Origin of the sequence: Thioclava sp. IC9, from assembly GCF_002213225.1 — a bacterium.
Classification (GTDB): Bacteria; Pseudomonadota; Alphaproteobacteria; order Rhodobacterales; family Rhodobacteraceae; genus Thioclava; species Thioclava nitratireducens.
In genome coordinates, this window is record NZ_NBNX01000006.1 from 184,882 (window position 1) to 211,078 (window position 26,197).

A 26,197-nucleotide genomic window follows, 5' to 3' on the forward strand; every position below is an offset into this window, starting at 1 on the left:
TCCTCAGAGCTCGAGCACGCGGCCCGCGATGGTCTTCAGTTTGCGCGCCATCTCGGGGTCGCGCTTGTCGGGGGCGGTCATGATTGCGCTGTCGAGGGCACGGGTACAGCCGGTGGCGCAATCGCCCGCGGCCCCGTTCAGCAGACCCGGGAGGGCCGCGACCAGAGCGCGCGCCTTATCGGCATTTTTCATCGCGACGGCAACGACCTGCGCTACGTCCACGGCATCGTGATCGGGGTGCCAGCAGTCGTAATCGGTGATCATCGCGACGCAGGCGTAATGCAGTTCCGCCTCGCGGGCGAGCTTGGCCTCGGGCATGCCGGTCATGCCGATCACATCAGCGCCCCATTGGCGGTAAAGCTCGCTCTCGGCTTTGGTGGAGAATTGCGGGCCTTCCATCGCGACATAGGTGCCCCCCTCGTGGACGGTGACGCCGGTCTTGCGCGCGGCCTCGGCGCAGGCGGTCGAAAGCTCCGCACAGACGGGATGGGCCACCGAGACATGACCGACCATGCCGGGACCGAAGAAGGTCTTTTCGCGGGCGAAGGTGCGGTCGATATACTGGTCCACGATCAGGAAATCGCCCGGCGCATAGGCCTCTTTCAGCGAACCCACGGCGGAGACGGCGACGAGATCGGTCACGCCCAGCTGTTTCATCGCGGCGATATTGGCGCGGTAGGGGACGGTGGTCGGCGTCTCGACATGGCCGCGGCCGTGGCGGGGCAGGAAAGCCATCTTCACGCCATCGAGGCTGCCGGTCAGTACCTGATCGGAGGGCGCGCCGAAAGGTGTCTCGACGGTGACCCACTCGGCCGCCTCCAGTCCGTTGATCTGATAGACGCCCGAGCCGCCGATCACCCCGATCATCCTGTCCATTCCGCGCATCCTCCGCCTGTCTTTTCCGCGTCGCAGCGAGCCTAAGGCCCGGGCGCGCGGGAGGAAAGAGGGATTGCAGCCACTTGCCGCGCGGTCTATCGCCGATGAGCGAGGGAAATGGGAGCCCTCACGGGAGAGAATTTATGGAAAACCTGCGCGGCTCGGTGCTGATGGTCATAGCGATGGCGGCCTTCGCGATGGAAGACATGTTCGTCAAATCCGCCTCGACCCATCTCGCGGTGGGCGTGGTGCTGATGCTGTTCGGCCTCGGCGGGATGGCGGTCTTCGGCGTACTTATCACCGCGCGCGGTCAGCGGCTGCTGCACCCGGCGCTCGCCTCGAAGCCGCTGCTGATCAAGCTCGCGCTCGAAGTGATCGGGCGTCTCGGCTATACGCTGGGGATCGCGCTGACGCCGCTCTCGAACGCCTCCGCCATCCTGCAGGCGACACCGCTCGTCGTCGTCGCGGGCGCGGCGGTGGTGTTTTCCGAGCGTGTCGGCATCCGGCGCTGGGTCGCGGTGGGGATCGGGTTCATCGGCGTGCTGATCGTGCTGCGCCCCGGCCTCGACGGTTTCGTTCCGGCTGCCCTTTGGACCGTTCTGGGCATGCTGGGCTTTGCGGGGCGCGATCTGGCGACGCGCGCCTGCCCGCCGGTCCTGTCGAATTTCCAGCTCAGCTTCTACGGCTTCATGATGCTGATCCCGACCGGCGTACTGATCCTTCTGATCTTCGGCGGCGTCACGACGCCCGATCTTGTTTCGCTGCGCGATGTGGCCGGCGCGGTGGCCTTCGGCAGCCTCGCCTATTGGTCGCTGACGAAAGCGATGCGTATGGGCGAGGTTTCGGTCATCACGCCCTTCCGCTACACCCGCCTGATCTTCGCGCTGATCCTCGGGGCGGTCGTGTTCGGCGAGCGGCCTGACACCGCCATGATCTTCGGCGCGGCGCTGATCGTGGCGAGCGGCCTCTACACGTTGGTCGAAGGCCGCCGCAGCCGGATCCGCGCGCGGGTCAGAGCTTAGGCCGCAGCATCTCGAAGGTTTCCGACACGGCCGCGTAATCGCCGCGATTGCCGAGCCGCACCAGACGGTCGGGCGGCGAATAGAGCCCGTCCTTCAGGCAATCATCGGCGATATGGATGCCGGTCACTTCGCCATGAACGAGGTAATTACCCTCGCCCAAGAGCTTGATGACCTGCACGACGCGACATTCGAGCGAGGCGGGCGCCGCCGCCACGCGCGGGCAGTCGATGGTCTCGCATTCCGCTTTCTCGATCCCGCATTCGGCGAATTCGTCGGTGCCCGCGGGATAGTTGGCGCAGGAGGCGTTCATCTGGTCCTTCAGCGCATAGGTCACGAGATTGGCGCAGAACACCCCCGCCTCGCGCAGTTGCGAGACGCTGTCCTTCGTGCCGTCGCGATCGGGCTTCACCCCGGTCGAGGCGAAGATCACCTGCGGCGGCGTGTAGGCGACCGCGTTGAAGAAGGAATAGGGCGCGAGATTGTCGCCCATCTCGCTGCGCGTCGAAATCCAGCCGATCGGGCGTGGGGCGACGATGGAGTTGAACGGGTTATGCGCGAGCGGGTGGCCATCCGAGGTGCGATAGAACATGCTTTCTCCTGTTTGATCCCGAACTTAGCGCATGCTACCGCGCAGGAAAGGGGCAGCCTGAAAGGGGCAGCGATGCACGAGCTCGCGCAAGAGACGGCAGAGGACTGGTGGGAGGTCGAGGCGCTCTACGACCTCTGCTTCGCGCCGGGCCGCACGGCGCTGTCCTCCTATCGCCTTCGCGACGGCGTCGAACCGGTCCGGGAGCTTTGCCTCACGCTGCGTCAGGACGGCATCCTTGCCGCCGTAATCCGCTACTGGCCGGTGCGGGTCGGCTACAAGCGCGTCCTGCTGCTCGGGCCGATCGCGGTCCACCCGACGCGGCAGGGCGAAGGCCTGGGCGGAATTCTGATGCACGAAAGCCTCTCGCGCGCCGCCGATCTCGGCTGGGAGCGTGTGCTGCTGGTGGGCGACGCGCCCTATTACCAGCGCTTTGGCTTTTCAAAGCTCGACGAAGTCGAGATGCCGCCGCCAACCAATCCCGACCGCGTTCTGGGGCTCGAACTGGTGCCCGGTGCCTGGGAGGGCGTGCACGGTCAGGTCGAGAAAGACGACTGATTGCCGAAGCGCTCCCGCCGCCCCATATCTGGAAAAGGCAAGGAGGCGATGATGGCAGATATTCTTCCCCCCGTAAGCGACCCTGCGATTCTGGGCCAGCTCGACACCCTCGCGAAACGCCACCGCGCAGCGGGCGGCGTGGTGATGCAGCTGATCGGCTATGTCGGAGGTTCCGCCGAAGGGCTTCTGAGCAAATTGCCGGGGCCCGTGCGCAACGGTCTGGATGGGGCGACCGAGCGCGCGCTTTCGGGCGCGATGACAGCCGCCGAGCGCTCGCGCGGAATCGTCGCGGACCGGCCCGACTGGATGAACCGCACGCTGACCACCGCAATGGGGGCCGCAGGCGGCGTCGGCGGTCTGGGCAGTTCGCTCGCCGAGTTGCCCTTCACGGTCACGATGCTACTGCGCGCCATACAGGGCATCGCCGCCGAACACGGCTTTGACCCGGCCTCCGAGGAAGTGCGGCTCGAATGTCTGCGGGTCTTCGCATCTGCCGGGCCGCTCGAGGATGATGACGGGATGGATCTGAGCTTCCTCGCCGCGCGCGCGACGATCACCGGGTCGAGCATGAAGTCGCTGATCGCAAAGGTCGCGCCTCGCCTGTCGATCGTGCTGGGTCAGAAACTCGCCGCCCAGGCCGCGCCGCTTCTGGGCGCAGTCGCGGGCGCTGCGGTGAATTACGCCTTCACCAGCTATTATCAGGAAATCGCCCGCGTCCATTTTGGGCTGAAGCGCCTTGCCCGGGACACCGGCACCGATGAGGGCGTTCTGCGCGAGGAGCTTGTCGCCCGCATCGCCAAGTGATCGCGACGCCGCGCCCCTGTTTTCCGTCGAATGCCTCCGGCGGGGATATTTAGACCAAGAGGAAGGTAGCTTCGCTTCCTCTTGTCGAAAATATCCCGGGGGGCTCCGAAGGAGCGGGGGCAGCGCCCCCCTACGTACCACTAGGCGAGAGCAGCTTCTCAGCCCTTCGCGTCCTCCAGGATCATCTGCGCCGCCTTTTCGGCGATCATCATCGTCGGTGCGTTGGTGTTGCCCGAGGTGATCGTCGGCATCACCGAGGCATCCGCGATGCGCAGCCCTTTCAGCGCTTTCAGCCGTAGCCGCGGATCGACCACGGCACCGTCATCAGGCCCCATCCGGCAAGTGCCGACGGGATGGAAGATCGTGGTGCCGATATCGCCCGCGGCTTTCACCAGCTCAGCTTCGGTCTGATAGTCCGGGCCGGGCTTATATTCCTCGGGCTTGTATTTCGCGAAGGCCGGTTGCGAGGCGACACGGCGGACCTGCCGGATCGCTTCGGCGGCGACGCGGCGGTCGCCCTCGGTCGAGAGGTAATTCGGCGCGATTTCGGGATGGGCGCGGAAATCGGGCGAGGTGATATGCACATGGCCGCGGCTCTCGGGGCGCAGGTTGCACACGCTCGCCGTCATGCCGGGGAAAGCGTGGACCGCGTCGCCGAACTTGTCGAGGCTGACCGGCTGGACGTGATACTCCAGATCGGGCGTCTCCTTCTCGGGGAAGCTGCGGGTGAAGATGCCCACCTGCGACGGCGACATCGACATCGGCCCCGAGCGGAACAGCGCATATTCCATCCCGATCTTCGCCTTGCCCCAGAGGGTCGAGGCCATGGTGTTGAGACTCTTGACGCCCGAGACCTTGTAGATCACGCGCAGTTGCAGGTGGTCCTGCAGGTTCTCGCCCACACCGTTCACTTCGGCCACCGGGGTGATGCCGTGCTGAGACAGCACGTCGCCGCGCCCGATTCCCGAGAGCTCGAGGATCTGGACCGAGCCGATCGAGCCCGCCGAGAGCACCGTCTCGCCCGCCTTCACATCGTGGCTCTGTCCGTTCTGGTTGTAGCGGATGCCGATTACGCGCCCCTCTTCGATCAGGAGCTTCTCGACCTGCGCGTTGGTCTCGATCCGCAGGTTCTGGCGTTGCATCGCGGGTTTCAGGAAGGCTTTCACCGCGCTCCAGCGCCAGCCGGATTTCTGAGTGACGTGGAAATAGCCGCCGCCCTCATTGGTGCCGGTGTTGAAATCGTCGGTGCGTGGGAACCCGGCCTCTTCGGCGGCCTCGAGAAAAGTATCGAGCATCTCCCAGCGCACGCGGGCCTCTTCGACCCGCAATTCGCCGCCAGCGCCATGCAGGTCGCTCTCGCCGCGATAGAAATCTTCCTGCTTCTTGAACAGCGGCAGCACGTCGTCCCAGCCCCAGCCGGGATTACCCGCCTGCGCCCACATGTCGTAATCGCGGGCCTGGCCGCGCATGTAGATCATGCCGTTGATCGAGGAGCAGCCGCCGAGGATGCGCCCGCGTGGATAGAGCAGTTCGCGCCCGTTCAGTCCGGCTTCGGCTTTCGACTTGAAACCCCAGTCGGTGCGCGGGTTGCCGATGCAATAGAGATAACCGACGGGGATGTGGACCCAGTGGTAGTTGTCACGCCCGCCGGCCTCCAGCAGCAGCACCTTGTGCTTGGGGTTCTCCGACAGTCGGTTGGCCAGAACGCAGCCTGCGCTGCCGCCCCCGACCACGATGTAATCGTATTGCTCCATAAGCCCCTCCCGAACTGCGCCTCCGGGCAGGACTTTCGCAAGCTGCCGTCCGGGAAACAAGGCCATGGACCGTTCATTCGCGCAAAGTCGCTTTGCGAAAACGCAAGGAGGGGCTTGCCTGTGAGGGGGGTGATCCGTTCTATGGCGCAAATCTCGCCGGAGCCTTTCATGGTCCTTTACCGCCTTCTCGTCAGTATCGCGAGCCTGCCTGTTCTGGCGGCGTTGCTCTGGCGCGTTCTGCGCGGACGCGAAAGCCGGGTCGCTTTGTTGGAGCGGTTGGGCGGTGGGGAGGCCGCGCCGGGGCGATTGTGGCTGCACGCGGCCTCGAATGGTGAACTGACCTCCGCCAAGCCTTTGATCGAAGCGCTGCTGGCCGCCGATCCTGCGTTGCGGCTGTTGGTGACGGTGAACACGGTGACGGCGCGCGCGCTGGGGCAGGGCTGGAACGATGCCCGCATCGCGATCCGTATGGCGCCGCTCGACCATCGTGCGGTGCTGCGGCGGTTCCTGTCGCGCCATGCCCCCCGCGCGCTGGTCGTGATCGAGAACGAGCTGTGGCCGAACCGCATGGCGCTGATGGCCGATGCACAGCGTTCGATCTTTGTGATCGGTGCCCGGATGTCGGCCCGCTCGGCGGCGCGCTGGGCGAAGATTGGCATCGCGCAGCCGATGATGTCGCAGATCACCGCGCTCTCGGCGCAGGATGCGGGGTCCGAGGCGCGGTTCCTCGACCTTGGCCTGCCGCAAGAGCGGCTGATGCCCCCCGCCAACCTCAAGACCTCGATAACCGTCGCACCGGGCGTGCCGCTCGACTGGCCGCGCAGCGACACGGTGTTGGCCGCGTCGACCCATGAGGGGGAAGACGCGACGATCCTCGCCGCCTTTGCGAAGGCGCGCACGCACCGACCGGGCCTGCGCCTGATCCTCGCTCCGCGCCATCCCCGCCGTGCGCCCCAGATCGCAGCTCTGATCGCCAAGGCCGGGCTGCGTCATACCACCCGCTCGAAGGACGGACCCCCGACCGCGGAGGTCTATCTGGCCGATACGCTGGGCGAAATGGGCCGCTGGTATGCGAGCGCGGGCCTGTGCTTCGTGGGCGGCTCGCTTGTCGAAAAGGGCGGTCATACCCCCTATGAACCGGCGAGCTTCGACTGCGCTTTGCTGCATGGTCCGGATGTCGCGAATTTCGCCGCAGCCTATGCCGCACTCGACGCGGCAGGCGGCGCGCGGCTTTGCGCGACCGAGTCGGATCTCGCCGCTGCGTTCGCCACGCTCGACGCCGACGAACAGGCGGAAATGGCGCGCGCCGCGCGGGCGGCGCTTGGGCCGCCAGCCGATGTCGAAAGCATCGCAACCGCGCTCATCGCGCGTCTATGACCTGCGCCAATATGCTTGCATCGCGGGTTAAATAGCCTATTTGCTTACCCATTCGGGAGATGCAGAGATGATCCGTTATACGCTGCAATGCGAGAATGAGCACCGCTTCGACAGTTGGTTTCCCTCGGCCTCCGGGTTCGAGGCGCTCAAATCGGCAGGCCAGCTGGAATGTGCAGTTTGCGGCTCGAAAAACGTCGAGAAATCGCTGATGGCGCCGCCCGTCGCGCAGACACGCAAAACGCAGGAGGGCGTGCCTGAACGCCCCCTCTCGCAGCCGCATTCCGAGGCCGAGCAGGCTCTTGCCGCGATGCGTCGCGAGATCGAGAAGAACTCCGATTACGTCGGCATGAACTTCGCTACCGAAGCGCGCGCGATGCACGAGGGCACCGCCAAGAAACGCGCGATCCACGGAGAAGCGAAACTCGACGACGCGCGCAAGATGCTCGAGGACGGGCTCCCGGTTCTGCCGCTGCCCTTCCTGTCGACTCGCAAGACGAACTGACCCTTTTCGCTCTTTCCAAATATCCCGGGGTGAGTTCGCGAACGCGAAGAGGGGCAGCGCCCCCGAGCCGATCTGCAGGCCCGGAAACGCCAAATCTCTTGCGTGCCCCAACGGCTTGAGCTAGCAGAGGCGCGACTCTGCCCAAGGGGGATTTCCATGCCCATTCTGGTGATGAAATTCGGCGGCACTTCCGTCGCCGATCTCGACCGGATCGCAAACGCCGCCGAAAAGGTGAAGCGTGAAGTCGAGCGCGGTTACGATGTCATCGTGATCGTCTCCGCGATGTCGGGCAAGACCAACGAACTCGTCAACTGGGTCGAGACCACGTCGCCGCTCTACGATGCGCGCGAATACGACGCTGTGGTCTCCTCGGGTGAGAATATCACCGCCGGCCTGATGTCGCTGCGCCTGCAGGAGATGGGCGTCTCCGCGCGCAGCTGGCAGGGCTGGCAGGTGCCGATCAACACGACCTCTGCGCATGGCGCGGCGCGCTTCGTGTCGATCCCGCGCGAAAATCTTGACCAGAAATTCTCCGAAGGCTTCAAGGTCGCGGTAATCGCCGGCTTCCAGGGGCTGTCGCCGGAGAACCGGATCACGACGCTCGGCCGGGGCGGCTCGGACACGACCGCTGTGGCTTTCGCCGCTGCGTTCGGCGCGGAGCGATGCGACATCTACACCGATGTCGACGGCATTTACACCACCGACCCGCGCGTCTCCTCGAAGGCGCGCAAGCTCGACCGCATCGCCTTCGAGGAGATGCTGGAACTCGCGAGCCTCGGGGCGAAGGTTCTGCAAACCCGCTCGGTCGAGCTCGCGATGCGCTACAAGGTGCCGCTGCGCGTGCTAAGCTCCTTCGAGGAAACCACGGAGAATTCGGGCACTCTGGTCTGCGACGAGGATAAAATCATGGAATCGAAAGTTGTCTCCGGCGTCGCCTTTTCCCGCGACGAAGCGAAAATGACCCTCGTGACGGTCGAAGACCGCCCCGGTATCGCCAGCGCGATCTTCGGGCCGCTCGCGGATGCCGGTGTGAATGTCGACATGATCGTCCAGAACATCTCCGAGCGTCAGGCCGAGCATGAGGTCAAGGTCACCGACATGACCTTCTCCTGCCCGGTCAATCAGGTGGCCCGCGCCCGCAAGGCGATGGAAGACGCTCGCGACGCCGGTCTGATCCAGTTCGACGAGCTGGTCGCAGACGAGGACGTGGCGAAAATCTCCGTCGTCGGGATCGGCATGCGTTCCCACGCGGGGGTCGCCGCGAAGATGTTCAAGGCGCTGGCCGCCGAAAACGTCAACATCAAGGTTATCTCCACGTCGGAAATCAAGATTTCGGTGCTGGTCGACCGCAAATATCTGGAACTGGCGGTTCAGGCCCTGCATGATGCCTTCGAACTCGACAAGGCCTGAGTAACCCGAAGGGCCGCAGCAACAGGGACGACCTGCGCGGATGGTGGAACTGAGCGAAAGTGATAGTCGCACGCTGTTGCGACGCCTGCGCGATACGCTGGCCACGGAGGGCGACGGGCAGGACCGGCTCAACCACATCACCCAGATCATCGCGGATTCGATGGGCACCGAAGTGTGCTCCATCTATCTGTTCCGCGATCCCGAAACGCTAGAGCTTTGCGCAACCGAAGGTCTGAAGGCAGAGGCTGTCCACCACACGCGGATGCGTCTGGGCGAAGGTCTCGTGGGGCGCGTGGCGCGGTCGGGCCGCCCGATCAACTCCGCCGATGCGCCCTCCGAGCCGGGCTTCCGCTACATGCCGGAGACAGGCGAAGAGATTTACTCCAGCTTCGTCGGCGTGCCGATCCAGCGCGTGGGCGAAAAGCTGGGCGTTCTGGTCGTGCAGTCGAAGGACGAGCGCAGCTTCTCGGATGACGAACTTTATGGGCTCGAGGTGGTCGCGATGGTGCTGGCCGAAATGACCGAGCTTGGCGCTTTCACCGGCGGCGAGAATTCCGAGATCGGTGCGACTCACCGCTTCCCGGTCATGTTCCGCGGTGCGACCGGTCAGGAAGGCGCCGCCGAGGGGCGCGTCTGGCTGCACGAGCCGCGCGTCGTCGTGACGAACCCGGTCGCCGAAGATCCCGAGGCCGAGGCCGCGCGCCTCGAGGAGGCCATCACCGAACTGCGCGGCAAGATCGACGAGATGCTCGCCAGCCCGACCCTGATCGACAAGGATCAGCGGCAGGTGCTGGAAACCTTCAAGATGCTCGCCGCCTCCAAGGGCTGGAAGCGGCGGATGCTCGAAGACATCGCAGCGGGCCTCTCTGCCGAAGCTGCGGTCGAGAAGGAGCAGAACGCCGCGCGCGACCGGATGCGCAAGGCGCCCGATCCGTACCTGCGCGAACGGCTCAACGATCTCGACGACCTGTCGAACCGCCTGCTGCGGCAGCTGACGGGGCAGGGCAGCGATACCGGTGCCGAGATGCCCGAAAACCCGGTGCTCGTGGCGCGCAATATCGGCCCGGCGGAACTTCTCGACTATGATCGCAAACTCAAGGGCGTGGTGCTGGAGGAAGGTTCCGTCGGCTCGCATGCCGCGATCGTCACCCGCGCGCTCTCGATTCCGCTGGTGATCCATGCGGGCCGGATTACGGCGGAGGCACTGAACGGTGACCCGATCCTCGTCGACGGCGATCAGGGTGTGGTGCACCTGCGGCCAGAGGAAAGTGTAGCGCATGCATTCCGCGACAAGATCGCGATGCAGGCCGAGGCGCAGAAACGCTATGCCTCGCTGCGCGACCAACCTGCGGTCGATCGATCGGGCCAGATTGTCTCGCTGATGATGAATGCTGGGCTGATGGCGGATCTGCCCTCCCTGAAGGGCTCCGGCGCTGATGGGGTGGGGCTGTTCCGCACCGAACTGCAATTCCTGACCCGCACAAAGGTGCCACGCCGCGACGAGTTGGTTCAGCTCTACAAGCGGGTGATGGACGCGGCCGACGGCCGACGGGTGAATTTCCGCACGCTTGATATCGGCTCCGACAAGGTGGTTCCCTACATGAAACCGCAGGACGAGCCGAACCCGGCGATGGGCTGGCGCGCGCTGCGGGTGGGGCTCGACAAGCCGGGTATCCTGCGAATGCAGCTGCAGGCGCTCTTGCGCGCAGCCGACGGACGCCCGACGTCGATCATGTTTCCCTTCATCGCGCTCCCCGAGGAATTCTACGCCGCGCGCGATACCTTGCTGCGGGTCCGCGATCGCGAGGCCCAGTTGGGCCGCACCGTGCCCGAAGAGTTGCGCATCGGCGCGATGCTGGAAACCCCGAGCCTCGGCTTCGCGCCGGACAGCTTCTATCGCGATTGCGATTTCATCTCGATCGGCGGCAACGATCTGAAGCAGTTCTTCTTCGCCGCCGACCGCGAGAACGAACGGGTGCGTCGCCGCTACGATACGCTCGACGGGTCCTTCCTGAACTTCCTTGAGCGGATCATCGCACGCTGCGCGGTTTCGAACACGAGCCTCAGCTTCTGCGGCGAGGATGCGGGGCGCCCGATCGAGGCGCTGACCTTCGCGGCGCTCGGCATTCGTACGCTTTCGATGCGACCCGCTTCGATCGGTCCGGTCAAACATCTGATCCGCCGCGCCGATCTGGGGGAACTGCGGCAGGTGATCCAGCAGGCGCGCAATGCAGGGCAATCCACTGTGCGCCCCGCGGTAACGAGCTACCTCGCGCATCTCTGACAGGCGCGGGGGCCTCTGAGGTCGCAATAAAAAAGGGGCGCCGCCCCCTCTGTCCTTCGGAAATTCACCCCGGGATATTTACGCCAAGGCGAAAGAGGTAAGCCTTCGCCTTGGCACACATTTTCCGCGGGGGGCTGGGGGCGCGAAGCCCCCAGACTTTGCCTTCCGTCTCAGCCGGCGGCCAGACGTTTTTCCTCGGCCGCTTTGTAGGCTTTGTCCGAAGGCGCGATGAAAGTGTAGAACATCGGCACCACGAACAGCGTGAACATCGTCCCGATCAGGATCCCCGAAAAGATCACGAGGCCCATCGCCTTGCGTGCCTCTGCGCCCGCGCCTTGCGCGAGGATCAGCGGCACCACCGCCAGCGCCATTGCGGCGGTGGTCATCAGGATCGGACGAAGACGGGTCTGCGCGGCCTTCACGATCGCCTGCCGGCGGGTGAGGCCCGATTGCTCGCGCTGCTGGTTGGCAAACTCGACCATCAGGATCCCGTGTTTCGTGATCAGCCCCACCAGCGTGATCAGCCCCACCTCGGAATAGATGTTGAGCGTGCCCAAGCCGAGGTTCAGCGGCAGCACCGCGCCGAAGATCGTCAGCGGCACCGTCATCATGATGATGAAGGGGTCGCGGAAGCTCTCGAACTGGGCGGCGAGCACCAGATAGATCACCAGCACGGCCGCCGCGAAGGCGATCACGATGGTATTGCCTTGCTGAGTCTCGATCCGAGATTGGCCCGAATAGTTCACGAAGAAGCCGTCGGGCATCACCTGATTGGCGATGTCCACGATCGTCTGCACGCCCTCGCCGGTGGAGCCGCCGGGCAGGGGGAGCGCCGTGATCGTCGCCGCGTTCAACTGGTCGAACTGTTCGATCGAGGCGGCGTTCACGCCGGTGTCGATCTTCACGAGCGATGACAGCGGGATCATCGCACCCGAGGCGGAGCGGACGAAGTAGCGGCCCAGCTCCTCGGGATTCGCGCGGAATTCCTGAGGCACCTGCGGGATGATGTCGTAGCTGTTGGAGTCGCGGTCGAACTGCGCCACCGACGCTTCGCCGACCAACAGCCCCAGCGTCGAACCGATATCCGAGACCGGCACGTTCAGCGCCGCCGCCCGGTCGCGGTCGATCGTGACATTGACCTGCGGGCTGTCGAAGTTGAGTGAGTTCTGTACGACGATGAACTTGCCCGTGGCCTGCGCCTTGTTCTTGATCTCCTCGGCCACCTCGGCGACGCGTTTTGCGGAGTGGATCGACTGGATCACCACCGATATCGGCAGGCCGCCCCCGGTGCCCGGCAGCGACGGCGGCGCAAAAGCGAAGCCCTTCAGGCCGGTCGATTTGCCCAGATCGCTCTGGATCTCCTGCTGGATTTCCTTCTGGCTGCGGGTGCGATCCGCCCAGTCCTTGAGCGCCCAGATATAGATACCCTGAGAGCTGTCGCCGCCGAAGCCCGCGATCGAGAAATCGGTGCGCACTTCGGGGATGTCGGCGGTGTCGCGTCCGACCTGGTCGATATATTTCTGCGTGTAGTCGCTGGTCGCGTAGCGTGGCCCGTTCAGGATCGCGAAGAGCGCGCCGTTATCCTCGTCCGGGGCAAGCTCGGAATTGGTGTTCATCAGCATGAACCCGGTCACGCCCACGAGCGAAACGACGATGAGCAGCGTGATCCCGCGCAGGTCGAGCGAGCCGTCGACACGCCGCCCGTACCAGCCCGAGAGCCGATCGAAATTGCGGTCGACGAACGCCTGGAAGCCCTTGGACTCGCCATGTTTCAGCAGGCGGCCCGACATCATCGGCGTGATCGTCAGCGCGATGATCCCTGACAGGATCACCGACCCCGCGAGTGCGAAGGCGAATTCACGGAACAGCTGTCCGGTCAACCCGCCGGTGAAGCCCAGAGGCGCGAGCACTGCGGCCAGCGTGATCGTCATCGCGATGACCGGCCCGGTGATCTCCTTCATGCCCCGCACGGCGGCGGGGATCGGTTTCATCCCCTCTTCGATATGTCGGTGGATATTCTCCACCACCACGATCGCGTCATCGACGACGAGGCCGATCGCCAGCACCATTGCCAGCAGTGTGAGAAGGTTGATCGAGTATCCCAGCGCCAGAAGCACTGCGAGCACCCCGATCAGCGAGAGCGGAATGGTCACGATGGGCATCGCCACGGAGCGCAGCGAGCCGAGGAACAGAAGGATCACCACGGTCACGATCGCGACCGCCTCGCCGATGGTCTTGAACACCTCGTGGATCGAGGCCGAGATCGTCTCGGTCGAGTCGTAGACCAGCTCGATCTTCATGCCTTCGGGAAGCGTTGCGTTGATATCGGGCAGCGCCTTGCGCACCGCCGCCGCCGTATCGAGCGGGTTGGCAGCCGGCGTCGGGTAGACGCCGAGGAACGTGCCCTCCTTGCCTTCGAAGGTGACGATCTCGTTCTCGGAGGCCTTGGCGAGCTCGATCTTCGCGACATCGCGGAGGCGCACCACGTCATCGCCCTTGCCGGTGATCGGCAGCTTGCCGAAGGCTTCGGGCGTCTGCAGCGTGGATTGCAACGTGATCGACTGGGCGACGTATTCGTTTTTCGTCTTGCCCGGGGCCGAGAGGAAGTTCGACGCCTGAATGGCGCCCACCACTTCCGACGCCGTGACGCCGCGCGCAGCCAGCTTGTCCGGATCGATCCAGACCCGCATCGCGTAATCGGAGGCGCCGATGATCTGGGTCTGCGCGACGCCCGGAATCGTGGACATGCGCGGACGGATCACCCGGCGCAGATATTCGGTCAGCTGCTCGGGGGTCATGTTGGGGTTGAGCGCCGCGAGATACATCAGCGCGAAGGTCTGGCCGGTGCCCTTCTGGATTACCGGGTCCTTCGCGGCCGAGGGCAGTTGGCCCTTCACCTGCTGCACTTTCGAGAGCACCTCGGTCATCGCCGCGTCGGAATTGGACCCGAGCTTCATATGCACCGAGATAACCGAGGCCGACGGCCGCGACTGGGTGGTGACGTAATCGACGTTTTCAGTGGTCGCCACGGCAGCAGCGAGCGGCGAGGTGATGAAGCCCTGGATCAGTTCGGGCGAGGCGCCGGGATAGGCGGTGGTGATGGTGACCACCGTTTCCTCGACTTCCGGATATTGGCGGACGGGCAGGTTAAAATAGGCCTGCGCCCCCAGCAGGAGCATGAACGCGCCCAGAACCATCGAGAGGACGGGGCGGCGGATGAAGATCTCGGAGATATTCATGGGCTTGGCCTTACTGCGCCTTCGCGCCGTCTGAGGTCGTGTCCGATGAGGCGTCCGACGTGGTGTCCGAGTCCCCCTCCGCGCTGGCGCTCGAGTTGCCGTCCGAAGACGTCTCGGAGTTTGCCGCGGCGTTGCCCTCCATGCCGAGGGCTTTCATCACCTCTTCGGTCGAGGGCGCATCGGGATCGGGCGAAATCGCGTTGTCGATGCTCACCGTCGCGCCGGAGTTCAGCTTGTTCTGACCCGCGTTGACGACCATGTCGCCCGCTTTGAGACCCTTGGTGACTTCGATAAGTTGGCCGGAGCGGCGTCCGAGCGTGATGAAGACCTGCTTGGCGACCAACTGCGGCTTATCCGCGCCTTCGGGGGTCTCCTTGCGCACCACGTAGACGGAATCGCCGTAGAGGTTGGAGCTGACCACGGTCTGCGGCAGGGCGATCACGTTATCCTCTGCGGGCAGCACGACAGTGACATGCACGAACTGGCCGGGCGTCAGCTTGCCTTCGCCATTGGGAACCTCGGCGCGCAGCGTCACGAGGCGCGAATTCGGGTCGATCTTGGGCTCGATCCCGGTGATCTCGCCTTTCAGGTCGACGGAGCCGTCCTCGGTTTGCACCTTGACGGTCTGACCCGCTTCGGCCAGCCGCGCCTGCTGCTCGGACAGTGTGAAGTCGACCCGCATATGATCGCGATCCTGCAGCGTCGCATAAGTGGTGCCGGTTCCGACATATTGGCCGACCTCCACCCGCGGAATGCCGATGATGCCCGCAAACGGCGCTGTCAGGCGCTTCTTCTCGAGCAAGGCCTGGAGCTTCGCGACGCTTGCGCGCGCTTCCTGTGCGCTTGCTTCGGCCTGATCGAGATTGGAGGTGGCGGACACGCCCCGGTCGGCAAGCTGACGCGCGCGCTTGAGATTGGTCTCGGCGAGGTCCTGAGCGGCCTTGGCCGAGGCCAGATCGGCGCGCTCGGAGCTGTCGTCGATCTGCAAGAGCACCTCGCCCTTCTCGACCTTGTCGTTCGCTTCGAAATGAATCGCCTGCACCGTGCCGCCCATTTCGACGGCAAGTTCGGTCCCTTGCACGGCGGCGGCGGTCCCGATCGCCTCGAGGCCCGGCTCCCAGGTGATGGGCTTCACCTCGCTGACCGAAACCGCCACGGGGGGCTGCTTCATATTCGCGAAGAACTGCGCGATCATCTTGGAGCGGAAAAGATTGTAGCCGACGACGCCACCCACCACGAGGATGAGGGCGACGAGAGCGATGAGGAGGCGTTTGATCATTTGGATGTCCCGTCAAAATCCCTGTTTGCGCATGGTTTCGGCCCCGCCGACCGACCCGCGCGCGATTTTTGAACCATTTGGTTCACGTCTGCGCCCTGTCAATACGCGAGCGACGCTAAAAGGATGGGTCACAGTGCCGTGAAGGCAAGGTGGAAAACCGGTGCGGCCAAGCAATACTTGGCGTTTTGTAACGTCAAGATCGCGGAAATCTGATTTTTTCCGCCTCGACCGCCAAGAAACGTGCATTATCTTTACTTGTACCTGCGATCCTGACGGCCCCGCGTCGCTTTGCAGCGGTGTCTGGTTCTAGGAGTTTGCATGGATCCCCTTTCTTTTTTGCGCATCGGTTTCGAGGCCGCGCGGATCGGCGTCGAGGCGCAAGCGGTGATCTCGATGCGAGTCGCGGGGATGATGGGGCTTTGGGATGTTTCCCCGCTCGAATCGTTCCAGATGATGCAGGAAAAGCCAGTGGCGGTTGCGGCGGCGGCAGAGGCTGCAGCTTTCGCGCTGATGCGCGGACAGACGGCAGATCGGGCGATTTCGGCTTCGATGACGCAGATCGGAAACCACACCAGCGCCAACATGATACGATTGTCGCGCCGCGGACCCAGCTGGTTCTGATGGGTTGAGCCGGGCAGGGCCGCCACGCTGGCGCGGCGGCCCCGTAGTCTTCAGGCGGCGCTGTCTTCCTCGACCGCGTCATCGCCTTCTTCGACGCTTGCGGGCGTGACCATGGCCGTCAGGATCGTCGGCATGTCGACCACGCCGATCGGCTTGTTCGCCTTGTCGACAACAGTCGCCATGCGCACCTCGGCATCGGCCATCCGGCGCGCGATCTTCTCGAGCACCGAGCTGGCTTTTACCTTCATCTTCGGCAGCTCGCCTTCCGGCAATGGCATCGCGATGGTCTCCGCCCGGATCACGCGACCCCGGTTCACCTCGCGGACGAACTCGGCGATGTATTCATTCGCCGGGCGCAGCACGATTTCCTGCCCAGTGCCCACCTGATTTAGCGCACCGTCGCGCAGGATCGCGATCTTGTCTCCCAGCCGCAGCGCCTCGTCGAGGTCGTGGGTGATGAAGACGATCGTCTTCTTCAGCTCCGCCTGCAGGTCAAGAAGCACCTTCTGCATGTCCATCCGGATCAACGGATCGAGCGCGGAGAACGCCTCATCCATCAACAGGATGTCGGCATCGTTGGCCAGCGCGCGGGCTAGACCCACCCGCTGTTGCATGCCGCCCGAGAGTTGGTTCGGGTAGTTGTCCTCGTAGCCCGCAAGACCAACGCGCGCGATCCATTTCTTCGCGATCGGCTCGGACTCCTTGCGGTCGATGCCCTGGATATCGAGGCCGTAGCAGGTGTTTTCCAGCACGGTCCGGTGCGGCAGAAGCGCGAATTTCTGGAACACCATCGCGGTCTCGTGACGGCGGAATTCACGAAGCTCCTCTTCGTTCATCTTTACCACATCGCGGCCATTATAGAGGATTTCCCCGGCCGTGGGCATGATCAGCCCGTTGATATGGCGGATGAGCGTCGACTTGCCCGAGCCCGAGAGGCCCATGATCACCGAGATCTTGCCCGGCGGCAGGTCGAGGTTGATGTTCTGCAGACCGAGCACATGGTTGTGCTTGTCGTTGAGCTCTTCCTTGCCCATGCCGCCCTGCACGACCTCCACGTAATCTTTGGGTCGCGCCCCGAAGATCTTGTAGAGATTGCGGATTTCGATGCCCGAGCGGGTCTCGTCCGCTGCGTTTGTCGTCGCATCAGTCATGGCCAGCCTCCGAATGTTTCTGCAGCCGCTTGCCGAACGCCTGGCTTGCGCGGTCGAAGATGATCGCGATCGCGACGAGCGCGAAGCCGTTCAGGAAGCCGATGGTGAAGAACTGGTTGTTGATCGCCTGCAGCACGTTTTTACCGAGGCCGCCGACACCGACCATCGAGGCCACGACGACCATCGCCAGCGCCATCATGATGGTCTGGTTGACGCCCGCCATGATCGTCGGCAGCGACAGCGGAAGCTGGACGCCCCAGAGTTTCTGACGCGGGTTGGCGCCGAAGGCGTCCGCGGCTTCGATGACTTCCTTGTCCACGAGGCGGATGCCCAGATTGGTCAGACGGATCATCGGCGGGATCGCGTAGATCACCACCGCGATCACGCCGGGCACCTTGCCGATCCCGAAGATCACGACGACCGGGATCAGATAGACGAAGGATGGCATGGTCTGCATGACGTCGAGCACCGGCGTCAGGATTTGCTGCATCCGGTCCGAGCGTGCCATCAGGATGCCGATCGGCAGTCCGAGGATGATCGCGATCAGCGTCGCCACGGTGACCATCGCGAGGGTGGTCATGGTGTCCTCCCACAGGCCGAAAATGCCGATGAAGGCAAGGCCCATGGCCGAGCCCATCACGATCTTCGGATTGCGCGAGGCGAACCACACCACGACGAGGATCAGCGCGAAGATGATGAACCACGGCGTGTCCACGAAGGCGTGTTCGAGAGTGTTGAGAAACCATTGAAGCGGCCGCGTGGCCGCGTCGATTTGATCGGAATAGGCGCGGACGATGCCGCGGAACCCGTCGTCGATGCCCATGCGCATGTGGCGCAGGGTGGAGTTGGGAAGGGAAGGGAACTCACAGAGCAGTTCCGGCAAGCCCCAGCATGAAGATGCCATCTTGTTATGTCCTCCGGTCGATTATTTGCGCCGGTTAAAAGAAAGCGCGCGCAAGGCTCCCCTTACGCGCGCCAAAATCTCGGTTCGCCCGCTCAGAGCGCGTCCTCGACCTTCTTGATCACGTCGTCGGAAAGCCACGCTTTCCAGACATCCGGATAGTTCTCGAGGAAGTAGTAAGCGGTGTCCTCATTGGTGCCTTGGTTGTCGGCCTGCCAAGCGAGGAACTCGCCCACGATCTTGTTCGACCATTCACGCTTGCCAAGGTAGTCCATGGCCACCGCGTTGTTCTGGGCGAACTCCTTGGTCACGACCGTAAACACGTCCGAGGTCGGGTAGGCGTTGGGCTTGGGATCGACGCAATCGGCCTGCGAGTTGCACTCGTCCCAGGCTTTCTTGTCGTTCGGAACACCTGCGTCGAGCTTGACCATCGGGTATTTGCCGAGGATCGCCGTCGGTGCCCAGTAGTAACCCAGCCAGCCCTTTTTGGACTCGTAGGCATTGGCGATCGAGCCGTCGAGGCCCGCAGCCGAACCGGTGTCGACCAGCTTGAAGCCCTTCTCTTCGGCCTTGTGGGCCTTGAAGCGGTTCGCGGTCGAGATCTGGCAGTTCCATCCCGACGGGCAGTTGTAGACGCCACCGATCGACGGCTCTTCGGGATCGGGGAACAGCTCGGGATGCTTCAGCGCATCGTCGACCGTCTTGATCTCGGGGTGCTCGTCGGCGACGTATTTCGGAATCCACCAGCCTTCTTCGCCGCCATCCTTGAGGATTTCGGCGGCGATCACGAGGCGGTCCTCGCTGACGGCCTTGTCGAGCGCGACCTTCACCGCGTTCACCCAAAGCTCGGGCGCGATATCGGGCTCGCCCTTCTCGTTCATCGAGGTGAAGGTGGGCATCGTGTCGCCGGTCACCAGCGTCACGTCACAGCCGTAGCCGTTTTCGAGAATGATCTTGTCGACCCAAGCGGCGACACCGGCCGAAGCCCAGTTCATTTCCGCTTCGGTGACGGAACCACATTCGCCGTCGGCGGCGAAGGCAGGCGCCGAGAAGGTCGCCAGCGGCAGCGCCGTCAGTAGCGCGGCAAGCGCTTTCTTGTTCATACAGGTCCTCCTGTTGTGGCAGCTTTGATTTGAAGCGATCCGCGCGGGCTGCCGCCGTGATACCGGTCGCGATAAGTCCCGGATTTTCCCGGGTTGGAATCCTCATGAAGTCACGCTCACGTGAGAACGCGCGCAGGACTTGCCAAATTCCGACACTTCTATGTCGTAAATAACCAAGTCGAGGCGCGCAACCTTTTCACGGACCTTTCCGGCTCCGTGCGGCGTTACAGCCGCACGAAGAGGTGAAAGCATGACAACCGAGCCCAAGGACTCCGTTTCGTCGGAGAATAACACGGGGTTTTCCGCCACAGTGACCCCCGGTGCGGATTCCGCGCTTCCGTCCGGTATAAGTCACGGGAAAAACGTCGGAAATTCCGATGCTGACCCCGATTCCGGTGCCCCGCCGCAGCCGAGCGCCGCGCTGCGTCGCGAAGCGGTCGCGCTGATTGCGAACCCCTCTTCGGGGGGCAATGCCAAGGACGAGGAAGCGATCAGCCGCGCGATGGAGGCGCTTGGTGACGGTGCGTCGCTTTATCGATGGTCGCCGGAAAGCGACATCGTGGCGACCGTGCGTAAAGCGCTCGACGAGGGCGCGGAGATGATCGTGGCGGCGGGTGGTGACGGCACCGCGATGGCTGTCGCGGGTGCGCTGTTAGGGCAGGATGTGCCGATGGCCGTACTGCCGCTCGGCACCTTCAACTTCTTCGCCCGAGGCCTGCGTCTCTCCGAGGATCCGGAAGAGGCGGCGCGCGCGATCCGCGAAGGCAAAGCGCACTCGATCCGCGTCGGCGAAGTGAACGGGCAGGTGTTTCTGAACAATGCCTCGCTCGGCATCTACCCGTCGATCTTGAAGGCGCGCGAGGACATCTATGCGCGCTGGGGGCGCCGCCGGATCGTCGCGCATTGGTCGGTGTTCAAGACCTTCCTTCGGTTCCAGCGCCCGATGCAGCTGAAGATTACGGCTGACGGAAAAAAGCTGAGTCGACGCACGGCGCTCGTCTTCATCGCCCGCTCCGCCTATCAGCTCGATTTCTTCGGGCTCGACGGGGCGACCGTGATCAGCGACGACGCCTTCGCGGTGCTCGTGGCAAAGGCGCAGACCCGCCGGGATCTCTTCCGTCTCTCCATGCGCCTTGTGCGCCGCAAGACAAAGCAGGGCGAGGATTACGAGTTGATCCGGGCGAAGTCCTTCGAGATCGAAACCGCGCGCCGGCGAGGCCTTCTGGCCTATGACGGTGAGAAATGCCGCGCTGAGAGCCCATTCCGCTTCAAGATGTCCGACGAGCCGCTCTGGATCGTGCTGCCCGCGACGCATGGCGAGACCGAACCCCAAGACGCAACTGCATGACACGTATCGTTCACCTTTCCGACCTGCATTTCGGGCGCAGCCTGCCCGAACTCGAGATGCCGCTTCTTACGGCACTGAACCAGCTCGAACCCGATCTGACGGTGATCTCGGGGGATTTCACGCAGCGCGCCCGGCGCGGTCAGTTCATGCAAGCTCGGATGTTCCTCGAGCAGATCGAGAGTGAGACGCTATCGGTGCCCGGCAATCACGACACGCCACTCGACAATATCGTTCTTCGGATGCTCAAGCCCTTCGGGCGCTACAAATCCGCTATCAATCACGATCTCGAACCAGTCTACGAGACCGACGGCTTCAAGGTGGTGGGCGTGAACACGGTCAACCGCTTCGCGTGGCAGCGCGGGAAGGTGCCCGACCGCACGATCTCCCGTCTGTGTCAGGAATTCGAAGAAGCGGGCGAGAGATTGCGAGTCGCAGTGATGCACCATCCGCTCGAACACGGCCCCGAGGTCGACAAGGCTCTCATGGAGGGGGCAGGGGACGCGCTGCAGGGCATGTCGGAATGCGGTGCGGATCTCGTGCTGTCGGGGCATCTGCACACCGGGTTGGTGGCCCCCTTCTCGGCTGTGCCGGGCATACTGTTCGTGCAGGCGGGGACGGGCCTGTCCTCGCGCCTGCGCGGCGAGCCGAATACGTTCAACGTGATCGAAGGGGGGCGCGACGCTCTGTCGATCACGCTTTACGGGGCGCGGGACATGAGCTTCGAGCCGATCGAGAACGAGAGGTTCATCCGCGCCCCGGACGGGACGTGGATCCGGGCCTGATCAGTTCGGCTTGCCGGAAATGTCGCCCCAATCCAGAACGGGGGCGGCGTCGATCTCATGCGCGTCGAGCATCGAGGCGACGCGCTCGAGCGAGGCGATGATCTGAGCCTGCTCCCAATCTTCCAGTGCCTCGAATCGGCGGACGAAGATTTGCTGCAGGGCGTCGGGCGCCTCGTCGATCGCACTCGCGCCGAGCTCCGTAATCACGATGTCGGTCTGACGGCGGTCCCGTTCGGAGCGCTGACGGGTCACCATGCCCTTGCGCTCGAGCTTGTCGATCAGCGCTGTCATCGTCGCCTGGCTCACGCCCATGCGCTGTGCGATGGCCTTGGGGGTCGACCAGCCTTTTTCGGAAATCACCTGAAGCACGCGGAACTGCGCAGGCGTCAGTCCGGCAGCCTTCGCCAGGTCGCGACCGAACATTTCGGTCGCGCGCAGGATTCTACGCAAAGCGATCAGGCTCGTATCGACACGCTCCATCAGCCGGCGGGCCCCTTTTTTATCAAGACGACCCAGTATCGCAGAGAGTTCCGTGTTCTGCAATTGCTTGGCTTTGCTAAGCTTATTTCGTTCGCTTCTACTCATTTGCTTTGTCATACTAACGGTATTTAGGGCTTATAAGCAAGAATATAAGGCTGTAAGCGGAACTTTTCCGGGTTCCATTAGTTAGGTGGTTGAAATTTTCGACTACATGAACTACTTAGGCTACCGAAGCAAACGAGAGGAAAGAGCTGTGCCGCAAGTCGAGTCGATCAAGAAGGGTTCTGAACTGGTCTTCCGTAAGCCGGAGTCCGAAGACGGCAGCGAAATCTGGAAGCTGATCCGCCGCTGCAAGCCGCTTGATGAAAATTCGATGTATTGCAACCTTCTGCAGTGCGATCACTTCGGGGACACCTGTGTCCTCGTGGAGCGCGAAGGCGAGGTCGTCGGCTGGATTTCGGGCTACATCGCCCCGTCCGAGCCGGACACGTTCTTCGTGTGGCAAGTGGCTGTTTCCCCCGACGCGCGGGGGCTGGGTCTTGGCAAGCGTATGCTGCGCCACCTCATCCAGCGCGACGTCGCCGAAGACTGCACCAAGTTGAAGACGACCATCACCAAGAGCAACGAAGCCAGCTGGGCGCTCTTCCGTTCCTTCGCCCGTTCGATGGGCGGCGAGCTGACCGATGAGGCGCACTTCCACGAAGAAGACCATTTCGACGGCCACGCCTCGACCGAACATATGGTCACCATCACCTTCCCCGAGGAGGCGCGTGCTGCCGCCTGATCTCAGGCCGCGCACCCTCCTCTTTCCCCAATTCTACGGAGTCCCCCATGACCGTTCATTCGACGGATAAGACGATCTTTACCCAACGCGAATCTGAAGCCCGCTCCTACTGCCGCGGCTTCGATACCGTTTTCACCAGCGCGCAAGGCTCGGAGCTGACCGACGCCGAGGGCAACACCTATATTGACTTCCTCGCCGGTTGCTCGTCGCTGAACTACGGCCACAACGACCCGGACATGAAGCAGGCGCTGATCGAGCACCTGACCGAGAACAAGATGGGCCACGCGCTCGACCTGCACACCGACAGCAAGGGCAAGTTCCTGCGCGCCTTCGAGGAGCATATCCTCGCGCCGCGCGGCATGGACCACAAGCTGATGTTCGTCGGTCCGACCGGTGCGAACGCCGTCGAAGCCGCGATGAAGATCGCGCGCAAGGCGACTGGCCGCACCAACATCATCACCTTTACCAACGGCTTCCATGGCGTGACCATGGGCGCTCTGGCGGCGACCGGTAACGGTTATCACCGTGGCGGCGCCGGTATGGACACGCATGGCGTGACCCGCATGCCCTATGACGCCTATGCCGATGGCGTCGATTCGGTCGCGTTGCTCGACCAGATGCTCTCGGACGCCTCGGGCGGGATCGACGCTCCGGCGGCGATCATGCTGGAGACGGTTCAGGGCGAGGGCGGCCTCAACGCCGCAAGCCCGGAATTCGTGAAAGGCGTCGAACAAGTCGCCCGCAAGCACGGTGCGCTGTTCATCATCGACGACATTCAGGCAGGCTGCGGCCGCACCGGCACCTTCTTCTCCTTCGAGGAGATGGACGTGATGCCGGACGTCGTGACCCAAGCGAAGTCGATCTCCGGCTTCGGCATGCCGATGGCGCTGGTTCTGGTGCGTCCCGACTACGACGTGTTCGGCCCGGCCGAGCATAACGGTACCTTCCGCGGCAACACCCATGCCTTCGTGACCGCCACCGTGGCGATCGAGAAGTTCTGGGCCGACGACAAGTTCCAGAAGGAACTGGCCGTGAAATCGGACGTCCTGCGTGAAGGTCTGGCCGCCGTGGCCGATCTCGTGCCGGGTGCCTTCCTCAAGGGCCGGGGCCTGATGCAGGGTGTCGATGTCGGCACTGGCGAGCTTGCCTCGGCGATCTGCGGTCGCTGCTTCGAGAAGGGTCTCGTGATCGAAACCTCGGGCAATGACGACCAGGTCGTGAAGGTGCTCGCACCGCTGACCACGCCGATGGAACAATTCCGCAAGGGGCTGGAAATCCTGCGTGAAGCCGCCACCGAGGTGACCGGCGAACGCACGGACATCGCGGCGGAATAATCCGCCCCCTCCCCGGCGATCCAACAAATTCAAGTACGGAGAAACGATCATGATCGTTCGTGATTTCAACAAGCTCAAGAACACAGACCGCGACGTGTCCGATGCCGACTGGAGCAGCGTGCGCATGCTGCTGGCCGACGACAAGATGGGCTTCAGCTTTCACATCACCACGCTGAAGGCCGGTTCGGATCACACGTTCCACTACAAGCACCATTTCGAGAGCGTCTACTGCATCTCGGGCAACGGCCACATCACCGAGCTCGACAACGGCACGCGCCACGAAATCAAACCGGGCGTGATGTATGCGCTTAACCTGCATGACCATCACCGCCTCGTCGCGGGGGACGAAGACCTCGTCATGGCTTGCTGCTTCAACCCGCCGGTGACCGGTAACGAGGTTCACCGTGAAGACGGGTCGTACGCGCCGGCCGAAGAACTGGAAAATTCGTAAGGGGGCCAAATTGACCCACCAGAATCACACGGTCGAAAAGATTGGCGGCACCTCCATGAGCCGCGTGGACGAGTTGCTCGACACGCTGTTCATCGGAGACCGCAAGGGCGCCGATCTCTATAACCGCATTTTCGTCGTCTCGGCGTTCGGTGGCATCACCGATCTGCTGCTCGAACACAAGAAATCGGGCGAGGCGGGTGTCTATGCGCAATTCGCAAAGGCCGACAGCGAACATGGCTGGCACGAGGCGCTGAGCCGCGTGTCCACCGCGATGATCGAAGCCCATGAGAATGTGCTCAAGCATCCCGGCGACATCGCGCAGGCGACCGAGTTCGTCCGCGAGCGTACCGAAGGCGCGCGCAACTGCCTGATCGACCTGCAGCGTCTGTGCTCCTACGGGCACTTCCGGCTCTCGCAGCATATGCTGCAGATCCGCGAATTGCTGTCGGGTCTGGGCGAGGCGCACTCCGCTTTCGTCACGACGCTCCTGTTGCAGCGCAACGGCGTGAACGCACGTCTCGTCGACCTGTCCGGTTGGCGCGACGAGACCGATCACGACCTAGAAGGCCGGATCATGGGTGCGATGAAGGACATCGATCCGAAATCCGAGCTTCCGATCGTGACGGGCTATGCGCAATGTGCCGAAGGCCTGATGCGGGAATTCGACCGTGGCTACTCCGAAGTGACCTTCTCCAAGCTCGCAGCCCTCACCGGCGCGCGCGAGGCGATCATTCACAAGGAATTCCACCTGTCTTCCGCCGACCCGAAGCTGGTGGGCGAGGGCAAGGTGCGCAAGCTGGGTCACACGAACTACGACGTGGCCGACCAGATGTCGAACATGGGCATGGAGGCGATCCACCCGAAGGCCGCCAAGACCCTGCGCCAGGCGGACGTTCCGCTGCGTGTCACCAACGCGTTCGACCCGGGCGATCCGGGCACGCTGATCGACGACAAGCCCGCCAAGGAAGCGGCGGTCGAAATGGTGACCGGCCTCGATATCATCGCGCTCGAAGTGTTCGAACAGGACATGGTCGGCGTGAAGGGCTACGACGCCAAAATCCTCGAGGTGCTGACGCGCCACGACGTTCGTATCGTGTCCAAGGCCTCGAATGCGAACACGATCACCCATTACGTCGATGCCCCGATCCGTGTGCTGCAGCGCGTCGAGAAGGATCTCTGCGAGATTTATCCCTCGGCGGAAATCTCGGCCCGGATGCTCTCGATGGCCTCGGTCATCGGGCGTGACCTGAGCGGTCTCTCGGTACTGACCCGTGGCCTGCAGGCGATCGCGAAAGCGGATATGGAAAGCCTCGGCGCCACCCAGGGGCCGCGGAATGTGGACGTGCAATTCGTCCTCGAACGGGACGATCTAAAACCCGTGATCAAGGCGCTCCACGAGGAGTTCATCCCGGAAGAAAGCGCCCTCAAGCAAGTTGCGTGAAAGACGTGACGCCAACTTTGTATAAAGCCCGTGCGGAACTCCGCGCGGGCTTTTTTCATTGAGCCTGCGACATCCCGCCACGCTGCGACGTTTGAACCATGGCCCGGCGG

23 protein-coding genes are annotated in these 26,197 nt (G+C 63.5%); 14 read left to right on the forward strand and 9 right to left on the reverse strand.

What is annotated here, in order from left to right; translation table 11 throughout:
• Positions 1–3: 3 nt before the first annotated feature.
• Positions 4–876: an S-methyl-5'-thioadenosine phosphorylase gene (locus tag B6V76_RS16015; protein ID WP_088727919.1), complete on the reverse strand. Its 873-nt coding sequence runs from the start codon at positions 874–876 to the stop codon at positions 4–6.
• A 143-nt stretch (positions 877–1,019) separates the two neighbouring features.
• Here B6V76_RS16015 and B6V76_RS16020 point away from each other — a divergent pair, with 143 nt between their 5' ends.
• Positions 1,020–1,898 (forward strand): DMT family transporter, encoded by an 879-nt coding sequence (locus tag B6V76_RS16020; protein WP_088722951.1) that lies wholly within the window; start codon positions 1,020–1,022, stop codon positions 1,896–1,898.
• On the opposite strand, the gene B6V76_RS16025 is transcribed toward B6V76_RS16020, so the two are convergent.
• Positions 1,888–2,487 carry a flavin reductase family protein gene (locus B6V76_RS16025; RefSeq protein WP_075775920.1) on the reverse strand — a complete coding sequence of 200 codons (600 nt, stop codon included), beginning with the start codon at positions 2,485–2,487 and terminating at the stop codon, positions 1,888–1,890. The genes B6V76_RS16020 and B6V76_RS16025 overlap by 11 nt on opposite strands.
• A gap of 72 nt (positions 2,488–2,559) precedes the next feature.
• Between B6V76_RS16025 and B6V76_RS16030 the strand changes: the two genes are divergently transcribed.
• Positions 2,560–3,042, forward strand: coding sequence for an N-acetyltransferase (locus tag B6V76_RS16030; protein WP_088727920.1), 483 nt, complete (start codon positions 2,560–2,562; stop codon positions 3,040–3,042).
• Positions 3,043–3,090: 48 nt separating this feature from the next.
• Positions 3,091–3,846 carry an EcsC family protein gene (locus B6V76_RS16035; RefSeq protein ID WP_075775922.1) on the forward strand — a complete coding sequence of 252 codons (756 nt, stop codon included), beginning with the start codon at positions 3,091–3,093 and terminating at the stop codon, positions 3,844–3,846.
• Positions 3,847–4,004: 158 nt separating this feature from the next.
• Here B6V76_RS16035 and B6V76_RS16040 read toward each other — a convergent pair whose 3' ends face one another.
• Positions 4,005–5,600, reverse strand: coding sequence for a GMC family oxidoreductase N-terminal domain-containing protein (locus tag B6V76_RS16040; protein WP_088722953.1), 1,596 nt, complete (start codon positions 5,598–5,600; stop codon positions 4,005–4,007).
• Between the two features lie 168 nt (positions 5,601–5,768).
• Here B6V76_RS16040 and B6V76_RS16045 point away from each other — a divergent pair, with 168 nt between their 5' ends.
• The 4 genes from B6V76_RS16045 (at position 5,769) to ptsP (ending at position 11,173) form a co-directional block, all read left to right on the forward strand.
• The gene (locus B6V76_RS16045) at positions 5,769–6,977 is read left to right on the forward strand and encodes a glycosyltransferase N-terminal domain-containing protein (protein WP_088727956.1); all 1,209 of its coding nucleotides are present in this window, start codon (positions 5,769–5,771) and stop codon (positions 6,975–6,977) included.
• A gap of 67 nt (positions 6,978–7,044) precedes the next feature.
• A complete protein-coding gene (locus tag B6V76_RS16050; RefSeq protein ID WP_088727921.1) occupies positions 7,045–7,479 on the forward strand; it encodes a DUF1178 family protein in 435 nt (144 codons plus the stop codon).
• A 156-nt stretch (positions 7,480–7,635) separates the two neighbouring features.
• Positions 7,636–8,889 (forward strand): aspartate kinase, encoded by a 1,254-nt coding sequence (locus tag B6V76_RS16055; protein ID WP_075775925.1) that lies wholly within the window; start codon positions 7,636–7,638, stop codon positions 8,887–8,889.
• Positions 8,890–8,929: 40 nt separating this feature from the next.
• Positions 8,930–11,173: a phosphoenolpyruvate--protein phosphotransferase gene (ptsP, locus tag B6V76_RS16060; protein ID WP_075775926.1), complete on the forward strand. Its 2,244-nt coding sequence runs from the start codon at positions 8,930–8,932 to the stop codon at positions 11,171–11,173.
• A gap of 170 nt (positions 11,174–11,343) precedes the next feature.
• Here the strand turns inward: ptsP and B6V76_RS16065 are convergent, their stop codons facing one another.
• Positions 11,344–14,412: an efflux RND transporter permease subunit gene (locus B6V76_RS16065; protein WP_075775927.1), complete on the reverse strand. Its 3,069-nt coding sequence runs from the start codon at positions 14,410–14,412 to the stop codon at positions 11,344–11,346.
• A 10-nt stretch (positions 14,413–14,422) separates the two neighbouring features.
• Positions 14,423–15,691, reverse strand: a complete 1,269-nt coding sequence (locus B6V76_RS16070) for an efflux RND transporter periplasmic adaptor subunit (protein WP_088727922.1) — start codon at positions 15,689–15,691, stop codon at positions 14,423–14,425.
• A 318-nt stretch (positions 15,692–16,009) separates the two neighbouring features.
• Between B6V76_RS16070 and B6V76_RS16075 the strand changes: the two genes are divergently transcribed.
• Entirely contained in the window at positions 16,010–16,312 is a 303-nt protein-coding gene (locus B6V76_RS16075) for a hypothetical protein (RefSeq protein ID WP_075775929.1), read from the forward strand.
• A 50-nt stretch (positions 16,313–16,362) separates the two neighbouring features.
• On the opposite strand, the gene B6V76_RS16080 is transcribed toward B6V76_RS16075, so the two are convergent.
• The 3 genes from B6V76_RS16080 to B6V76_RS16090 form a co-directional block, all read right to left on the reverse strand.
• The gene (locus tag B6V76_RS16080) at positions 16,363–17,463 is read right to left on the reverse strand and encodes a glycine betaine/L-proline ABC transporter ATP-binding protein (RefSeq protein ID WP_088720348.1); all 1,101 of its coding nucleotides are present in this window, start codon (positions 17,461–17,463) and stop codon (positions 16,363–16,365) included.
• Entirely contained in the window at positions 17,456–18,367 is a 912-nt protein-coding gene (locus B6V76_RS16085) for a proline/glycine betaine ABC transporter permease (RefSeq protein WP_075775931.1), read from the reverse strand. The genes B6V76_RS16080 and B6V76_RS16085 overlap by 8 nt, the downstream gene beginning before the upstream one ends.
• 92 nt (positions 18,368–18,459) lie before the next feature.
• Entirely contained in the window at positions 18,460–19,467 is a 1,008-nt protein-coding gene (locus B6V76_RS16090) for an ABC transporter substrate-binding protein (RefSeq protein ID WP_075775932.1), read from the reverse strand.
• 250 nt (positions 19,468–19,717) lie between these two features.
• Here B6V76_RS16090 and B6V76_RS16095 point away from each other — a divergent pair, with 250 nt between their 5' ends.
• Together B6V76_RS16095 and B6V76_RS16100 are read left to right on the forward strand one after the other, a co-directional pair.
• The gene (locus tag B6V76_RS16095; protein WP_088727923.1) at positions 19,718–20,815 is read left to right on the forward strand and encodes a diacylglycerol kinase family protein; all 1,098 of its coding nucleotides are present in this window, start codon (positions 19,718–19,720) and stop codon (positions 20,813–20,815) included.
• Positions 20,812–21,597 carry a metallophosphoesterase family protein gene (locus tag B6V76_RS16100; protein ID WP_075775933.1) on the forward strand — a complete coding sequence of 262 codons (786 nt, stop codon included), beginning with the start codon at positions 20,812–20,814 and terminating at the stop codon, positions 21,595–21,597. The genes B6V76_RS16095 and B6V76_RS16100 overlap by 4 nt, the downstream gene beginning before the upstream one ends.
• On the opposite strand, the gene B6V76_RS16105 is transcribed toward B6V76_RS16100, so the two are convergent.
• Positions 21,598–22,077: a MarR family transcriptional regulator gene (locus B6V76_RS16105; RefSeq protein ID WP_075775934.1), complete on the reverse strand. Its 480-nt coding sequence runs from the start codon at positions 22,075–22,077 to the stop codon at positions 21,598–21,600.
• Positions 22,078–22,330: 253 nt separating this feature from the next.
• Between B6V76_RS16105 and ectA the strand changes: the two genes are divergently transcribed.
• Genes ectA through B6V76_RS16125 form a run of 4 tightly spaced genes read left to right on the forward strand, consistent with a single transcriptional unit; the run spans position 22,331 to position 26,087 of the window.
• Positions 22,331–22,861: a diaminobutyrate acetyltransferase gene (gene ectA / locus B6V76_RS16110; protein ID WP_075775935.1), complete on the forward strand. Its 531-nt coding sequence runs from the start codon at positions 22,331–22,333 to the stop codon at positions 22,859–22,861.
• Between the two features lie 47 nt (positions 22,862–22,908).
• Positions 22,909–24,195, forward strand: a complete 1,287-nt coding sequence (gene ectB / locus B6V76_RS16115) for a diaminobutyrate--2-oxoglutarate transaminase (protein ID WP_075775936.1) — start codon at positions 22,909–22,911, stop codon at positions 24,193–24,195.
• A 49-nt stretch (positions 24,196–24,244) separates the two neighbouring features.
• Complete coding sequence (locus B6V76_RS16120) at positions 24,245–24,646, forward strand: ectoine synthase (protein WP_075775937.1); 402 nt, start codon at positions 24,245–24,247, stop codon at positions 24,644–24,646.
• A 10-nt stretch (positions 24,647–24,656) separates the two neighbouring features.
• Entirely contained in the window at positions 24,657–26,087 is a 1,431-nt protein-coding gene (locus tag B6V76_RS16125; RefSeq protein WP_075775938.1) for an aspartate kinase, read from the forward strand.
• Positions 26,088–26,197: the final 110 nt, after the last annotated feature.

Coding starts and splice junctions, on each gene's coding strand:
- B6V76_RS16015 (WP_088727919.1), bottom strand. CDS start 876: ATGGACAGGATGATCGGGGTGATCGGCGGCTCGGGCGTCTATCAGATC.
- B6V76_RS16020 (WP_088722951.1), top strand. CDS start 1,020: ATGGAAAACCTGCGCGGCTCGGTGCTGATGGTCATAGCGATGGCGGCC.
- B6V76_RS16025 (WP_075775920.1), bottom strand. CDS start 2,487: ATGTTCTATCGCACCTCGGATGGCCACCCGCTCGCGCATAACCCGTTC.
- B6V76_RS16030 (WP_088727920.1), top strand. CDS start 2,560: ATGCACGAGCTCGCGCAAGAGACGGCAGAGGACTGGTGGGAGGTCGAG.
- B6V76_RS16035 (WP_075775922.1), top strand. CDS start 3,091: ATGATGGCAGATATTCTTCCCCCCGTAAGCGACCCTGCGATTCTGGGC.
- B6V76_RS16040 (WP_088722953.1), bottom strand. CDS start 5,600: ATGGAGCAATACGATTACATCGTGGTCGGGGGCGGCAGCGCAGGCTGC.
- B6V76_RS16045 (WP_088727956.1), top strand. CDS start 5,769: ATGGTCCTTTACCGCCTTCTCGTCAGTATCGCGAGCCTGCCTGTTCTG.
- B6V76_RS16050 (WP_088727921.1), top strand. CDS start 7,045: ATGATCCGTTATACGCTGCAATGCGAGAATGAGCACCGCTTCGACAGT.
- B6V76_RS16055 (WP_075775925.1), top strand. CDS start 7,636: ATGCCCATTCTGGTGATGAAATTCGGCGGCACTTCCGTCGCCGATCTC.
- ptsP (WP_075775926.1), top strand. CDS start 8,930: ATGGTGGAACTGAGCGAAAGTGATAGTCGCACGCTGTTGCGACGCCTG.
- B6V76_RS16065 (WP_075775927.1), bottom strand. CDS start 14,412: ATGAATATCTCCGAGATCTTCATCCGCCGCCCCGTCCTCTCGATGGTT.
- B6V76_RS16070 (WP_088727922.1), bottom strand. CDS start 15,691: ATGATCAAACGCCTCCTCATCGCTCTCGTCGCCCTCATCCTCGTGGTG.
- B6V76_RS16075 (WP_075775929.1), top strand. CDS start 16,010: ATGGATCCCCTTTCTTTTTTGCGCATCGGTTTCGAGGCCGCGCGGATC.
- B6V76_RS16080 (WP_088720348.1), bottom strand. CDS start 17,463: ATGACTGATGCGACGACAAACGCAGCGGACGAGACCCGCTCGGGCATC.
- B6V76_RS16085 (WP_075775931.1), bottom strand. CDS start 18,367: ATGGCATCTTCATGCTGGGGCTTGCCGGAACTGCTCTGTGAGTTCCCT.
- B6V76_RS16090 (WP_075775932.1), bottom strand. CDS start 19,467: ATGAACAAGAAAGCGCTTGCCGCGCTACTGACGGCGCTGCCGCTGGCG.
- B6V76_RS16095 (WP_088727923.1), top strand. CDS start 19,718: ATGACAACCGAGCCCAAGGACTCCGTTTCGTCGGAGAATAACACGGGG.
- B6V76_RS16100 (WP_075775933.1), top strand. CDS start 20,812: ATGACACGTATCGTTCACCTTTCCGACCTGCATTTCGGGCGCAGCCTG.
- B6V76_RS16105 (WP_075775934.1), bottom strand. CDS start 22,077: ATGGAGCGTGTCGATACGAGCCTGATCGCTTTGCGTAGAATCCTGCGC.
- ectB (WP_075775936.1), top strand. CDS start 22,909: ATGACCGTTCATTCGACGGATAAGACGATCTTTACCCAACGCGAATCT.
- B6V76_RS16120 (WP_075775937.1), top strand. CDS start 24,245: ATGATCGTTCGTGATTTCAACAAGCTCAAGAACACAGACCGCGACGTG.